The organism is Phytopseudomonas daroniae (assembly GCF_004327285.1).
Taxonomy (GTDB): Bacteria; Pseudomonadota; Gammaproteobacteria; order Pseudomonadales; family Pseudomonadaceae; genus Aquipseudomonas; species Aquipseudomonas daroniae.
Genome location: NZ_QJUI01000018.1, coordinates 1 through 13,881, shown reverse-complemented (window position 1 = coordinate 13,881; position 13,881 = coordinate 1). Strand labels below are relative to the sequence as shown.

The 13,881-nt window shown below is 62.2% G+C and carries 11 protein-coding genes; 1 reads left to right on the top strand and 10 read right to left on the bottom strand.

Annotation, left to right across the window (positions count from 1 at the left end):
• Positions 1 to 2 precede the first annotated feature (2 nt).
• The 7 genes from DNK06_RS19150 to DNK06_RS19120 form a co-directional block, all read right to left on the bottom strand.
• Positions 3 to 1,334 (bottom strand): HlyD family type I secretion periplasmic adaptor subunit, encoded by a 1,332-nt coding sequence (locus DNK06_RS19150; RefSeq protein ID WP_131181598.1) that lies wholly within the window; start codon positions 1,332 to 1,334, stop codon positions 3 to 5.
• 234 nt (positions 1,335 to 1,568) lie between these two features.
• Positions 1,569 to 3,335 (bottom strand): type I secretion system permease/ATPase, encoded by a 1,767-nt coding sequence (locus tag DNK06_RS19145; protein ID WP_131181597.1) that lies wholly within the window; start codon positions 3,333 to 3,335, stop codon positions 1,569 to 1,571.
• 224 nt (positions 3,336 to 3,559) lie between these two features.
• Positions 3,560 to 4,201: a heme acquisition protein HasA gene (locus DNK06_RS19140; RefSeq protein ID WP_131181596.1), complete on the bottom strand. Its 642-nt coding sequence runs from the start codon at positions 4,199 to 4,201 to the stop codon at positions 3,560 to 3,562.
• Positions 4,202 to 4,300: 99 nt separating this feature from the next.
• The gene (locus DNK06_RS19135) at positions 4,301 to 6,979 is read right to left on the bottom strand and encodes a TonB-dependent hemoglobin/transferrin/lactoferrin family receptor (protein WP_131181595.1); all 2,679 of its coding nucleotides are present in this window, start codon (positions 6,977 to 6,979) and stop codon (positions 4,301 to 4,303) included.
• Between the two features lie 678 nt (positions 6,980 to 7,657).
• Positions 7,658 to 8,635, bottom strand: a complete 978-nt coding sequence (locus DNK06_RS19130) for a FecR family protein (protein ID WP_131181594.1) — start codon at positions 8,633 to 8,635, stop codon at positions 7,658 to 7,660.
• 90 nt (positions 8,636 to 8,725) lie between these two features.
• Complete coding sequence (locus DNK06_RS19125) at positions 8,726 to 9,229, bottom strand: RNA polymerase sigma factor (protein ID WP_131181593.1); 504 nt, start codon at positions 9,227 to 9,229, stop codon at positions 8,726 to 8,728.
• 59 nt (positions 9,230 to 9,288) lie between these two features.
• Positions 9,289 to 10,152, bottom strand: coding sequence for a LysR family transcriptional regulator (locus DNK06_RS19120; RefSeq protein ID WP_131181592.1), 864 nt, complete (start codon positions 10,150 to 10,152; stop codon positions 9,289 to 9,291).
• 96 nt (positions 10,153 to 10,248) lie between these two features.
• Between DNK06_RS19120 and DNK06_RS19115 the strand changes: the two genes are divergently transcribed.
• Positions 10,249 to 10,674: a VOC family protein gene (locus DNK06_RS19115; RefSeq protein ID WP_131181591.1), complete on the top strand. Its 426-nt coding sequence runs from the start codon at positions 10,249 to 10,251 to the stop codon at positions 10,672 to 10,674.
• A 746-nt stretch (positions 10,675 to 11,420) separates the two neighbouring features.
• Here the strand turns inward: DNK06_RS19115 and DNK06_RS19110 are convergent.
• The 3 genes from DNK06_RS19110 to DNK06_RS19100 form a co-directional block, all read right to left on the bottom strand.
• Positions 11,421 to 11,948 (bottom strand): REP-associated tyrosine transposase, encoded by a 528-nt coding sequence (locus DNK06_RS19110; protein ID WP_131181590.1) that lies wholly within the window; start codon positions 11,946 to 11,948, stop codon positions 11,421 to 11,423.
• A gap of 79 nt (positions 11,949 to 12,027) precedes the next feature.
• Positions 12,028 to 12,660 carry an SCO family protein gene (locus tag DNK06_RS19105; protein WP_131181589.1) on the bottom strand — a complete coding sequence of 211 codons (633 nt, stop codon included), beginning with the start codon at positions 12,658 to 12,660 and terminating at the stop codon, positions 12,028 to 12,030.
• Positions 12,661 to 13,033: 373 nt separating this feature from the next.
• The coding region (locus DNK06_RS19100) for a glucose-6-phosphate isomerase (RefSeq protein WP_479724664.1) at positions 13,034 to 13,881 on the bottom strand (848 nt) is incomplete at its 5' end.

Sequence of the window (13,881 nt, the reverse complement as noted above, 5' to 3'; positions counted from 1 at the left end):
CATCATTCTTCCACCAGAGCCATATGAGTGCGGTCGGCCAGCGGTTTGAACAGGTAGTTGAGCAATGAACGTTCGCCGGTACGCACGAAGGCTTCGACCGGCATGCCGGGGCGAATCTCCAGCCCTGCCAGTTGACGCATGCCCTCTTCGCTCACCTTGGTGCGTACCTTGTAATAGGGCATGCCGGTCTGCTCATCCACCAGGCGGTCAGCCGATACCAGAGTGACTTCGCCACTGACGCGAGGGGTCTTGCTCTGGTTGAAGGCGACGAACATCAGTTCCACCCGCAGGCCGGGATGCAGCTTGTCCACCAGCTCCACCGGGGCCTGGGCATCGACCAGCAGCGGCGCATCCCTGGGCACGATTTCCATTAGCGGCTGGCCCGGGCTGACCACACCGCCCTCGGTGAAAACGTTCAAGCCGACCACCGTACCGCTGGCCGGCGCCCGCACCTGGGTATTGGCCAGGTCGAACTCGGCGCCGTGCAGCCGGCTGGCCAGTTCCTCGGCGCTCAGGCGGCTGTCCGCCAACTGCTGCTGCACTTCCTTGCGGTACTCCTCCCGGCGCTGCTCGCTACGCAAACGCAGCTCCTGCACCTGGCGCTGGGTTCTACCGAGCTCGCCCAGGTCGCGGGAAATCTCGCCATTGATCTGGGCGTACAGGCGTTCGGTCTCCAGCAAACGATTGCGCGGGATATAGCCCTCACGCGCCAGCTCGCGCAGCCCGTTCAACTGTTCCTGCATGGAACTGCGCTGCGCTTCCTTGTAGGCTTTCGAATCGCGCAGCCCCTGCAACGTCGCCTCGGTGCCGGCGATGGTTTCACGTAACCCGGCCAGCTCCGAATCCAGAGCCTGGCGGCGACTGACCAGCAGTTGCTGCTGCAGGCTCAACGCGGTAGCGACCCAGGGATCGCTGCGATCCTGCTGCAGATCCGCGGCGAAATCGATTTCGCTCAACCCATCGCGCTCGGCCAGCCAGCGTGCCTCGCCGGCCCGGGCGTTGATGTATTGCACGCGCAGGGAATCGCGCAACGCGCGCGCCTGGGTTTCATCCAGTTGCAGCAATACCTGGCCGGCCTGCACCTGATCGCCATCGCGCACCAGGATGCGCTCCACCAGGCCACCGGCCACATGCTGCACCGCCTGGCGGTTACCGGCGACTACCACGTTGCCGGAAACGGCCACACCCTTGTCCAGCGGTGCCAGCGCGGCCCACAGCAGGAACCCGCCAAAACCGAGCATGACCAGCCAGCGGCCGAAACGGGCATAGCCGCGCTCATCGAGTTGCAACACATCCGCGCTGATGGCGGCATCCTGTTTGAGGCTGGTTTGCATGGGTATTCCCGATCCTTGATACGTAGGAGCTGTTGCACAGCAACAGGCCGTAGGATGGGTCGGGCCGCGCAGGTGCCAACCCATCAGTTGCCGATGGGTTTCACCCATCCTACAAAATCAATAAAAATCAATTGGTTAGTATATTTTTACGAGAGCCGTCGCTAGCGTGCCGGTAGTAACAACGGGGCACCTCACCTTGCCGGCTCCTACGGTTTTCAATTTAATTTTCGATGCTCAGGCGGATGTGCTCGGCTGGCTGCCATAGCTCATGCTGATGGAAGGCGCGACCTTCAGCGCCGGGGCGACCTGCGGCCGGGCGGCGGCCTGCAGTTCCTGCATCACCTTGGCCGCCGGGCCGAAGGCCTGCATCTGCCCGCCACGCAGGATCAGCAGCTTGTCCGCCCCCGCCAGCAGAGCCGGCTTGTGAGTGATCAGCACCAGCGTGCGCTTGTGTTGCTTGAGCTGTTCGATGGCCGCCAGCAACGCCTTCTCGCCGGGGTCATCCAGGTTGGCGTTCGGCTCGTCGAGTACGATCAGTGCCGGCAGGCCATACATCGCCCGGGCCAGACCGATACGCTGGCGCTGCCCACCGGAGAGGCCCGCACCGGATTCGCCAAGCACCGTGTCATAGCCCTGAGGCAGTTGCAGCACCAGTTCATGCACACCCGCCATACGTGCGGCGGCGACCACCTGGTCGGCATCCACCACACCAAAACGGGCGATGTTCTCGGCGATGGTTCCGGCGAACAACTGCACGTCCTGTGGCAGGTAACCCAGGTGCGGGCCCAGGTCGGCCTTGTCCCACTGATGCAGGTCGGCGCCATCCAGCCGCACCTTGCCGGCAAGCACCGGTTGCGCAGCCACCAGCAGACGCGCCAGGCTGGACTTGCCCGAGCCGGATGGGCCGAGCACACCCAGCATATCGCCGGCTTCCAGAGCGAAGCCGACATTGCTCAACACCGGATTGCGCGTGCCTGGCGCACAGGCGGTGATCCGCTCGACCTGCAAGGCGCCCAAGGGTATTGGCAAGGCCATCGCTTCGGCACGAGCCGGATTGCTCTGCAGCAACTGGCTGAGGCGCTGGTAGGCCAGGCGCGCCGACGTCCACTGACGCCAGACGCCAATCAGTTGATCCAGCGGGCTGAGCACCCTGCCGACCAGAATCGAGCCGGCGATCATCATGCCCGGAGTGATTTCGCCGGCCACGGCCAGCAAGGCGCCGAGGCCGAGCATCAACGACTGCAGCGCCAGGCGGACACTTTTCGACCAGGCACTGATCACTGCACTCTTCTCGCTGGCCAGGTTCTGCTGATAGAGAAACGCCTTGTGCTCACCGAGCCAGCGCTGGCGCAGATTGGCCAGCATGCCCATGGCTTCGATGGCTTCGGCGTTACGCAGGTTGGCCGTGGCCTGCTGATTGGCACGAATGGAGATGCGCCCGGCCTCGGCGAGCGGCGCGCTGGACATGCGCTGATTGAGCCAGGCCAGCAGCGTCAGGACTACCGCGCCAGCCAGCGCCAAAGCGCCCAGCCAGGGGTGGAACAGAAAGATCACTAGCAGATACACCGGGAACCAGGGCGCATCGAAGAAGGCGAACAGCGCGTTGCCGGTGGCGAACTGGCGCAGGCTGGTGAGGTCGCTCAGCGCCTGCCCGGCGGCCAGGTTGCCGCTTTTCAGGTTGGTTTCGAAGGCCGCGTTATAGACACGCTGATTCAGGCGCATGTCCATCTGCGTACCCAGGCGAATCACCACATGGCTGCGCACCCACTCCAGCACGCCCATAAAGGCATACAGACCGACCATGATCAGGGTCAGCATGGCCAGGGTCATCTGGTTGCTGGAGGCCAGCACGCGGTCGTAGACCTGCAGCATGTACAGCGCCGGCGCGAGCATCAGCAGGTTGATGACGGCAGAGAATATGCCGACGCTCCAGAAGGCGCTCTTGTAGGCGGAAAGGGCCTCGATGATCTCGTTGCCCTTGTTGGTATTCGCAGGCTTCATGGGCGCCGCTCCAGACAACACAGCAATCGGGCAGCACACACAGCCCGGCTTATATCCGGCACGCACGCGTTGGTCGGAGACAGTCCGCTCATGATTGACTCGATAACGAAGGGGGCGGGAGAATCCCGCAGTCCACGCAACCAGTCTCGGCAAAAAGCTTGGTTGCGTGGGTTTTCCGAGCGGGTAAAAGAGCGATCTTTTATCCGCTTTTTACTGCATGGCGATCAGGCTGCCAGTGCCAGGTCGGACTCGGTGAACTCCGCCACACCTACCAGCGAGGCACTGCCAGTGAGTGTGCCGCCACTGGCATCGAGACTGGCGGTCAGGTCGAAGTAATCGCCGAGCACCGCAGCCAGAGCATCGGTCTCGCCATTGAGCAGGCCCCACACGATATCGTGTACATCGTTGCCGCTGTCGTAGGTGGTATTGCCGGCAATCACGTCACCGTTGGCATCCAGGCCATCGTTGATGATTTCGCTAAGGCCGAGGATATCCAGGAAGCTGGTGCCCAGGCCCCACTGGTTGCTGACATTACTCAGATCGGAACCGAAACTCAGGCTGTCCAATTCTCCATACAAAGTATGGGTAGGTTCAGTGAAGAAGGTGTAGTAGAGGTTCTCGTCCGTGGCCGCCTCGGCAATGAAAGCCGAAGTGTAGCCAGTGGCCTCCGTTTCATTGGCATACTGCGAACCATACATTTGGAAATCCGGCGTGAAACTGGTGCTATTGAAGCCGCCGGAGGTGGAATGATCTTCCAACGAGAAAGTGTACTCGTAGTAGTCCAGATAGCCTTGCAGCGTAGTGGCATAGCCAGCGGATTGCAGCGTGCTGTACAGGCTCGAGGTATAGCTGATTTCAACACTCATGATGCATCTCCTTTAAATAACCGGATAAACCGGCCTGAGGTTTGGCCAGGCTAGCCTGGCCGACCAGCGACTCCCTCCAATCAGGGAGGCACCGAATCATCAAAACTTGAGTTCGAAGGAGCCGATCACGGTACGTCCCGGCCCTTCGGTGCGTGCCAGCAAATCGCCCATGGGTACCAGGTAACGGCGATCACGCAGGTTCTCCACCGACAGACGCAGGGTCAGGTTGTCCGTCGCACGCAGGCTGCCGAACAGGTCGACCACGCTGTAGGCAAGCGATCCTCGGGTGATGCTGTTGGATTCGTTTTCCGAGGCATAGCGCAGCCGCGAACCCAGCTCCAGACGTCGCTCGAACAGACGGATACCACCGCTAAGGCTCGCGGTATCGCGCGGCGGAAACATGCTATAGAAGGGATAACCCTGGCCGCTACCATCCCTGGAGATGAAGCTGTTCCAGTAATCCGCGGTCGCGCCTTGGGCGCCGCCGAGATAGAACAGGCGATAGCTGTTCTGCCCTGTGTGGTAATCGACACGGGTCGCGTTGCCTCTGATATACCAGCCGCCGGCGTCGTACTCGGTCTCCAGTTCGAAACCGCGCAGGCGCACCGGATCGAGCATGTTCACCGGTGCGTAATGGCCAATCGATAGAAAGGCCGCACCTGGCCGACCGACATTGGCTAGGCGGATGTAGTTGTCGACCTTGGTATTGAAATAGGCCAGCTTGGCACGGAAGCTGTCACCGCTCATCATCAGGTCATCAAACTTCAGGTTCACCCCAGTTTCCCAAGTTCGCGACTCTTCCGCCTTTAGAGAGGGGTTGGGTAGCATGATGGTGCCGTCATTGACGCCCAAGTGCTGGCCTGAGATCAGGGTTTCGGTGATCGCCGGCGGACGCCAGCCCTCGCCGTAGTTGGCGTAAAGCTGTACACCCTTGAGCGGGGTGATCGCCAGCGACAAGGTCGGCGACAAGTGGCCTCGCTGGTCATCTACCGAATATTCGACAGGTATACGTGTATTGGGAATGCCTGTGATCTCCCCACGCGAATCGAGGGTGGTGAAACCGGTATCGCCCCAAAGTCGGTAACGGTCATAGCGCAACCCCGCATCCAGCCGCAGCCAATCGTCATGCTGCAGCGTCAGGCTGGTGAACAGGCTCGCCAGCCAGCGCTCGCCAGGCGGCGTGGTGCCGGCGGTCTCGTTCCCATAGGTATCGACATTCTCCACCCCCTGGGTCTTGGGATCGGTCTTGTCGTAGCTCAGCTCACTGCCGTAGTTCCAACTGGCCTCGAACAGCGGCAAGTTGAAGCGCGAGGTGTTCTGCAGATTCAGGCCCCAGGTACGGGTCTCATAGGTCAAGGCATAGGCGTCACTGCCCTGCGGGCAAATGCTGCCGGCGGGGTTTGCCATGCAATAAGCCGCCACAGGGGGCAACAAGCTCGAGTAATCAGCGGCCACCGCGTCCGCTTGCTGATGATTGCGAGTCCGGGCGAAGTACAACTTGGCCGCCAGATCGATCCAGGGATCGCCGTTGTTCCAGTTGTAGTCCAGCGCAGTGGTGGTCGACTCCACTTCGTTGCGGGTCACGGCCTCCCAGCCCGCGTCGTTGCGTACAGCGTCGTAGGTGCCGCCCGAGGTGTAGTCCACCTCCGTGGCGAGATGAGTGAACTTGAAATCGTGCCCATTGCCTAGGTGCCAATAGATCTTGAACAGTTGGGAGTCCATGTCCTGGTCGGTCAGGCTGACGATATCCTGGTAGCGGTCACCGCTATAGGTACTGCTACCCGGGAAAGAGTCGCCACGGCTGCCCGGCGCGTATTCGCCCATACGCTTGCGGCTAAAGGCCGCCAACAGCTCGACCTGTTCGCTGGCACGCAGGCCCGCGGCGAAGCTGCCGACAAAATGATTGCCGTTGGCATAGCCTCCCAGGCCGGTGCTACCGCGCAGGCGTACACCCTCTCGACGATCGGCATCGACGATATCGTCGATGTCCAAGGTACGAAAGTTCGCCGTGCCCCCGATGACGCCGGCGCCGCCCATCCCCGAGTTCGGCCCCTTGCTGATGTCGATGCCGGAAAGCAGTTCGGGATCGACGAAGACTTCGCCGTTGCGCTGCTGATGGCCGCTCTGCTGGAAGTTCTGTCGAGCACCGTCGATGGTCATGTTGACCCGGCCATAGTCCTGAATGCCGCGGATGTTCACCGACAGACCAGGCTCCTGGTAACTGGTCGAGGTGTAGACACCAGCGGTGTCTTGAAGCATGTCGGCAGCGTGCCTTGGTGGATGGCGGTCGATCTGTTCACGCCCGATCACGCTCACCGAGCGTGGCGTCTCGTAAACCCAATCATCGATACGGCCAGCATTGACCTGGGTGGCCCCTAACTCCAGTGCCCCGGCAACCTGTGCCACCCGCTCCACATTCACCCGCCGCTCGCCGGTAAAGCTGTAGCTCACCGGCAACCCACTGAGCAGCAGGCCCAACCCCTGCTGCGGCGAATGCAGGCCTTTCAGTTCACGGCTTTGCAGGCCGGCCAGTTTGCCGCTGTCGAAGAACACCTGAATCCCGGCCTGCTCGGCGAAGGTGACCACAGCGCTCCCCAGCGGCTGTGCGGGAATATCGAAGGTGATCTGTTCGGCGTTGGTACTGGCTGGCGCCATGTCGCCGGCGGCCTGCTGCGCCCAGGCGGCGCCGCTGAAAGCGAGTGTCGCGCCTACCACCAGACTGCCGGCCAGGCGAACGGAGCGTTGCGCTCGTGATGCCCTGGCTACTTGATGACTCATTCCCCTAGCTCCCCATTTACCCTGCTTGTCGTGTGCCTTTCTAGTAATGAAAATCACTATCAATAGGCAAGACGCTCCAGCCCGGAAAACTCAGTAAGGAATTTTCGAGTTTTTTTCACAGGCGTTTGCAAACGGTGGAGAGCCGGGAGACGGCCCTACGGGTGGCCCAGCAGATCGCGGGAAACACTTCAGCGGCGATTGGGCCGTGAGGGCGCAAAAGCATCGCCGGCAAGCCGGCTCTCATCAAAGCTCAGATAACCCATTGATTTATATGAGCCTGCAGGATGGGTCGGGCCGCGTAGGTGTTAACCCATCGAAAATTGATGGGTTGCCACCCATCCTACAGGCTGCGTCGGCAAGCCAGCGTTCGTGTAGGAGCACGCTTGCGGGCGATTCGATTGCGCCATTCGGCAAGATTCGCGGCATGTGCAGGTCGTAGGATGGGCCGGGCCGCGTAGGTGTTAACCCATCGGCAAATTGATGGGTTGCACCCATCCTACAGGCCGCGTCGGCAAGCCAGCGTTCGTGTAGGAGCACGCTTGCGGGCGATTCGATTGCGGCCATTCGGCAAGATTCGCGGCATGTGCAGGTCGTAGGATGGGCCGGGCCGCGTAGGTGTTAACCCATCGGCAAATTGATGGGTTTCACCCATCCTACATGTGCGGCAGGCACCGGCACTCAGTAGATCAGGCTGACACCGAGCAGGTCGGTATGCCGGGCGTGCAGTTCGCCGGTCAGGGTGGCGACGGCGCCGTCCAGCGAATCCAGGCGGAATACGCCGCTGACCTTGCGTTGCGCCAGTTGGCCGTCGGCGATCAGGATATGCCCGTCGCGGTAGCGGTTGAGCTGCTGCGCCACCTGCGCCAGCGGCACCTGGTCGAAGATCAGCAGCCCGCGCTGCCAGCTGCTGGCGCGCGCCAGGTCGAGGTCGAGGCGCTCGATATGGCCATCGGCGTCGTAACGGGCGCTCTGCCCTTCTTCGAGGATCAGGCTGTGACTGTTCTTGCTGACCGCGACGCGGTGCTGCATGACGCCGACCAGGGCCTGCTCGGCGTCATTGCGGCTGACCAGAAAACGGGTACCCAGGGCCTGAGCCTTGCCGCCGGCGCTGTCGATGATAAACGGCCGTGACTCATGCTTGCCCACAGGGGCAGTCTGGAATATGGCCGAGCCGGCCAGCAGTTCGATCCGCCGTACCTGGGCGGTGTAATCGAGGCGTATGGCGCTGCGCGCGTCGAGGATCGCCTGGCTGCCATCGGGCAGCTCGACCGTGCGCACTTCGCCGGTGGCGGTCAGATGGTCGGCGACCAGCGGCAGGTACAGGGCCGGGCCCTGCGTCCAGCCGATTGCTGCCAGCAGCAACAGTAGCGAAGCGCTGCTCAGCCAGCGCAGAGCACGTCGCCGACGTGGGCGCGCAACGGCAACGGCGGCGGTTGGTACACGACGTGGCGCCTCCTGCGCGGCAACCGGCAGGGCCGCCAGATCGCCCCAGGTTCGGCGGGCGAGCTGCAGCGCCTCGGCATGCCGAGGGTCGAGGGCGAGCCAGGCCCGTAGCGCCTGCTGCTCGTCCTCGCTAAGTGGCGAGTCGCTCATGCGCACCGCCCATTCGGCAGCGGCCTGGCGAATCCCGCGATCCTGCAGGTCTGGGCTATTCACGTCGTGCTCTCGGTTTCTCTTATAGGGGTAATGACGCTTGGGCGGCCCTTTTACCGTAAAAGTGCCCGGTGATATCGGTAACTTTTACGGTCATGGACGTTCACCCAGTCGTTCCATGACATGCGCCAGCGCCTTGGACAGGTGTTTTTGCACCGAGCTGTCGCTGATTTCCAGGCGCCTGGCGACCTCGGCATGGGTCAGGCCTTCGATGCGGTTGAGGTGAAAGATTTCGCGGGTACGCGGCGGTAGTTCGGCCACTGCACGTTGCAACAGCTCCATACGTTGCTGCCTCTCGGTCGTGTCTTCCAGACTGTCGACCTCATCTTCGACAGCATTGAGCACCTCGTCGCCCACCAGGTCGGTCTTGCGGCGTTCCTGCTGACGGCGATGGTCGATCAGCAGGTTGCGCGCGGTGCGGTAGAGATAGGCCGGCGAGTTGTCGATGTGCTCGTGCCGCGCCTGCTCGGTCAGACGCAGGAAACTCTCCTGTACCAGATCGGCAGCCAGGTGCGGGTCACGGCTCTTGCGCAGCAGGAAGCTTTGCAGCGCCCTGGCGTGCTGCTGGAAAAGGCCTTTGAGATCCAGATCCGACAATCGACATACCTGACCTGAGCGGGAAGGAGCAGCATCTTACCGACCGATGAGAATAGTTTTCAATTATCATTTTTGCCAAGACACTGCAGTAACCAGTCCAGTGCCGGCTGGCGCTGTGCCCGGCGCAGAATCGCCACCAGCTCACGGTGAAAGGTAAGTTCGCCCAGCTCCAGCACGCGTAGCACCGAGGGTCGCTGGCACCAGAGCCCGGCACGGGGAATCAGGGAAACCCCCAGGCCGCACTCGACCATGCGCACGATGGCTTCCAGTTCATCCAGCTCCAGTGCTTCACGGGGCGTCAGGCGCTGCTCGCGCAGGAAGCGCTCGACCTGGCGGCCACCGAAGGAACGCCGGTCGTAGCGTACGAAGGGCTGCTCGCGCAGCAGCTGCAGTGGATCGTCTCCCGGCAGCTCGGGCGGGGCGATCAGCACGAAAGGCTCGCGTACCAGCTCGACCTGCAGCAGCTCCTTGGGCAGTTCGAACGGCGGGCGGATCAGCACGGCCAGATCCAGCTCGCCGGCATCCACCTGGCCGAGCAGATCGAGGGAAACGCCGGGCACCAGCTTCAGTTCCACCTGCGAAGCCTGGGTACGAAAACGCACCAGGGCCTCGGGCAACAGCCCGGTCTGTACGCTGGCAATGGCACCGATCTTCAGTTCGCCCTGCCATTCCGCCAGCGCCGTGGGCAGGGCCATCTGTGCGTAGAGGCCAAGGATCTGCTCGGCCAATGGCAGCGCGTGACGGCCACCAGCGCTCAGCACCGCGCTGCGCCCGCTGCGGTCGAACAGGCGCACGCCGAGGTTCTGTTCCAGCACGCGCATCTGCGCGCTCACCGCGGACTGGGTAAGGCCGACACGCAGCCCGGCCGCGGCGAAGGTGCCATAGCGGGCAACGGCGACGAAGGTCTTCAGTTCACGGAGCATTGATCGATTTCATTTGAGCTGGACGGCAATAATATTCGCTTTTAATCAAAATTCTTGCACTTAAAATCGATGGGCACCGACCTAAGGAGCCTGATCATGGCATTGTCCCCGTTTCACCTGGCCATTCCGGTCTACGACCTGGCAGCCGCCAGACATTTCTATGGCGAAGTCTTCGGCTGTGCCGAAGGCCGCAGTAGCGACCACTGGGTGGATTTCGATTTCTTCGGCCACCAGTTGGTGATCCACGAAGCCCCGAAGATGGCACACCAGGAAGCCGCCCACAGCAACCCGGTGGACGGCCACGATGTGCCGGTACCGCATTTCGGCGTGATTCTCGAGTGGCCGGTCTGGGAAACCCTGGCGCAGCGCCTGCAGGAGCGCGAGACGGCGTTCGTGATCGAACCCTACGTGCGCTTCAAGGGCCAGGTGGGCGAACAGGCCACCATGTTCCTGCTTGACCCGTGCGGCAACGCTCTGGAGTTCAAGGCGTTCAAGGATATGAGCCAGCTGTTCGCCAAGTAACTCAGCCGCCAAATCCCGCTCGGCTGCCCATGCCGCCCCTGCGGATGGTCAACTCGTACCACACGAGGAATGGCGGGGAATGCATGATGGGTTTCACCCATCCTACGGGCTACGCATCCCAATCCTTGTAGGATGAGTGCAACCCATCGCCGCCCAAACCCGCTCGGCGGCCCACCCCGCCCCTACGGATGGTCAACTCGTACCACACGGCGCATGACGGGGAATGCATGATGGGTTTCACCCATCCTACGGGCCGCGCATCCCAATCCTTGTAGGATGGGTGCAACCCATCAAAGCCGCCCAAACCCGCTCGGCTGCCCACCCACCCCTGCGGATGGTCAACTCGAACCACACGGCGCATGGCGGGGAAATGCATGATGGGTTTCACCCATCCTACGGGCCGCACATCCCAATCCTTGTAGGATGGGTGCAACCCATCAAAGCCGCCCAATCCCGCTCGGCTGCCCATGCCGACCCTGCGGATGGTCAACTCGTACCACACGGGGAATGGCGGGGAATGCATGATGGGTTTCACCCATCCTACGGGCCGCGCATCCCAATCCTTGTAGGATGGGTGCAACCCATCGCCGCCCAATCCTGCTCGGCTGCCCATGCCGACCCTGCGGATGGTCAACTCGTACCACACGGGGAATGGCGGGGAAATGCATGATGGGTTTCACCCATCCTACGGGCCGCGCATCCCAATCCTTGTAGGATGGGTGCAACCCATCAATTAGCGCCCTGACTTACTCCCCGGCGGGGATGTCCTCTTCCGCTGCCCAGCCCCAATCCAGCGGATAGTCCCCGCGCTGCACATAGGCATGGAAGGATGAATACGGCCAGTCGCGTACCCGATCTACCAGTCCATGCTTGACCGGGTTGTGATGGATGTATTCGATATGTCGCTGCCAATCCTCCTGGTCACGAATGGCATGCTCCCAGAACCGGCGTTGCCAGATACCGCGTTCACCCTTGCCCAGCAGGCTTTGCCGCCGGTGCGCGGGCAAGGGAATCTGGCGGGAGAAATTGCCCTTGATACGCCGTAGCCGGTTGGAGAAATCACTGTCGCCATCCGGTAGGCGCACCAGCAGGTGAAGGTGCTCAGGCAGCACCACCCAGGCTTGCAAGGCGAAGGGCGCACGCCGTTGCTCTTCCCGGACGCTCTGGCGTAGGACATCGATATGGGAAACCAGCCAATCCCTGCGGCGGTCGGCGAGCGTCAAGGTAAAGAAATACACACCGCCTGCGCGGTAGTGGCGGCGATAGCCAGTCATCAACGTTCCCTTCCCTGGGTCGGCTTTGAGATATGTGATGGGTTGCGCCTGCGCGGCCCGTCCCATCCTACGCACTTTTTCAGTCTTTGCGGATCAACCCCGGCAACTGCGCAGCCAGTTTGTCGATATTGATGGGCGCACGAATGAAGCCGCGCTGAGTGCCATCCGGGCCGATGACGGCGAGGTTGCCGCTGTGGTCGACGGTGTAGTTTTCCTTGCTGGTGTCAGCCGGGATATAGGGAATGCTCACCGCATTGGCCAGTTTCTGGATGGTGTCCGGCTCGCCGGTCAGGCCCATGAAACCGGCATCGAAATAGCCCAGGTACTTCTTCATCTGCTCCGGCGTGTCGCGATCCGGGTCGACGCTCACCAGTACGATGCGCAGATTGTTCCAGGCCTCTTCGGGGATCTGCGTACGCAGCTGGCGCAGTTGGGCCAGGGTCGCCGGGCAGATGTCCGGGCAGAAGGTGTAGCCGAAGAACAGCAGGCTCCATTGATCCTTGAGCTGGCCGGTCGAGAAGGTCTGGCCATCCTGATCGATGAAATCCAGTGCCGGTACCTGGCGCTGTTGCGGCAGCATCACGATGCCGGCGTCGAGCAGCGCGGCAGGGTTATTCTGCGACTTGCCGCTGAGTACCTTGTTGACGGTCAGCCCGAGCACCAGGGCAACGATGGCGACGAGGACGAATACGGTGATTTGCTTTCGGGTCATGGCGGCCACGATGATCTGAGTGAAAGTGATCGCCCAGTGGCCTGATGAACCCTGGCCGACGCGGAGAGTCGCGCCGGGTTGGCAGATGGGATCGGCAGGCAGGCGATGAGTAGCGGGAAAAGGTACCAGATACTGGCTGCCAAGGTACCGACTGGCGCATGCGGCCAGCTGTCACGGTCGGGTCAGCACACGCCTGTTGCCAACAGCGATCAGGCTTGCTGCACCGCATGTTCAGCCCTCGACCTTCCGGGCGCCGGTGGGGCCGTGGCGCTCGATATGCAGCGCCACGCCATCAGGGGCAGACGAGTGAACCTCGCCAACCCCTGGAACCGAATAGGCCGGTAGTGCGTGAACGTGAAGAGCGACGTCTACCTTACCCGCGGTGACGGCCGCGGAAGAAGTCGATCAGGCCCTGGGTGGAACCGTCTTCGGCACGGCTTTCTTCGCTGCCGACCATGCGCGAATAGACGCCCTTGCCGAGATCCTTGCCGAGCTCGACGCCCCACTGGTCAAAGGCGTTGTTGCCCCAGATCACGCTCTGCACGAACACCTTGTGCTCGTACATGGCGATCAGCGCGCCGAGCCGCCGTGGGCTCACGCGTTCCATGACCAGGGTGTTGCTCGGACGGTTGCCGGGGATCACCTTGTGCGGCGCCAGGCGCTGCACTTCCTCCTCGCTCACACCCTTGGCGCGCAGCTCCTCTTCGGCTTCCTCACGGGACTTGCCGAGCATCAGCGCCTGGCTCTGCGACAGGCAGTTGGCGTACAGCCACTGGTGGTGATCGGCAACCGGGTTGTAGCTGCTCACCGGGACGATGAAGTCGGCCGGAATCAGCTGGGTGCCCTGATGCAGCAACTGGTGGTAAGCGTGCTGGCCGTTACAGCCGACACCCCCCCAGATCACCGGGCCGGTGGCCGTGGTGACGGGCTGGCCATCCTGGCGCACGCTCTTGCCGTTGGACTCCATGTCCAATTGCTGCAGGTGCTTGGTGATGTTACGCAGGTAATGGTCATACGGCAGGATGGCGTGGCTCTGCGCATTCCAGAAATTGCCGTACCAGACGCCGAGCAGCGCCAGCAGCACCGGCATGTTCTCTTCGAACGGCGCGGTCTGGAAATGCTCGTCCATGCGGTAGGCACCGGACAGCAGTTCCTTGAAGTTGGACATGCCGATGGACAACGCGATGGGCAGGCCGATGGCCGACCACAGCGAGTAGCGCC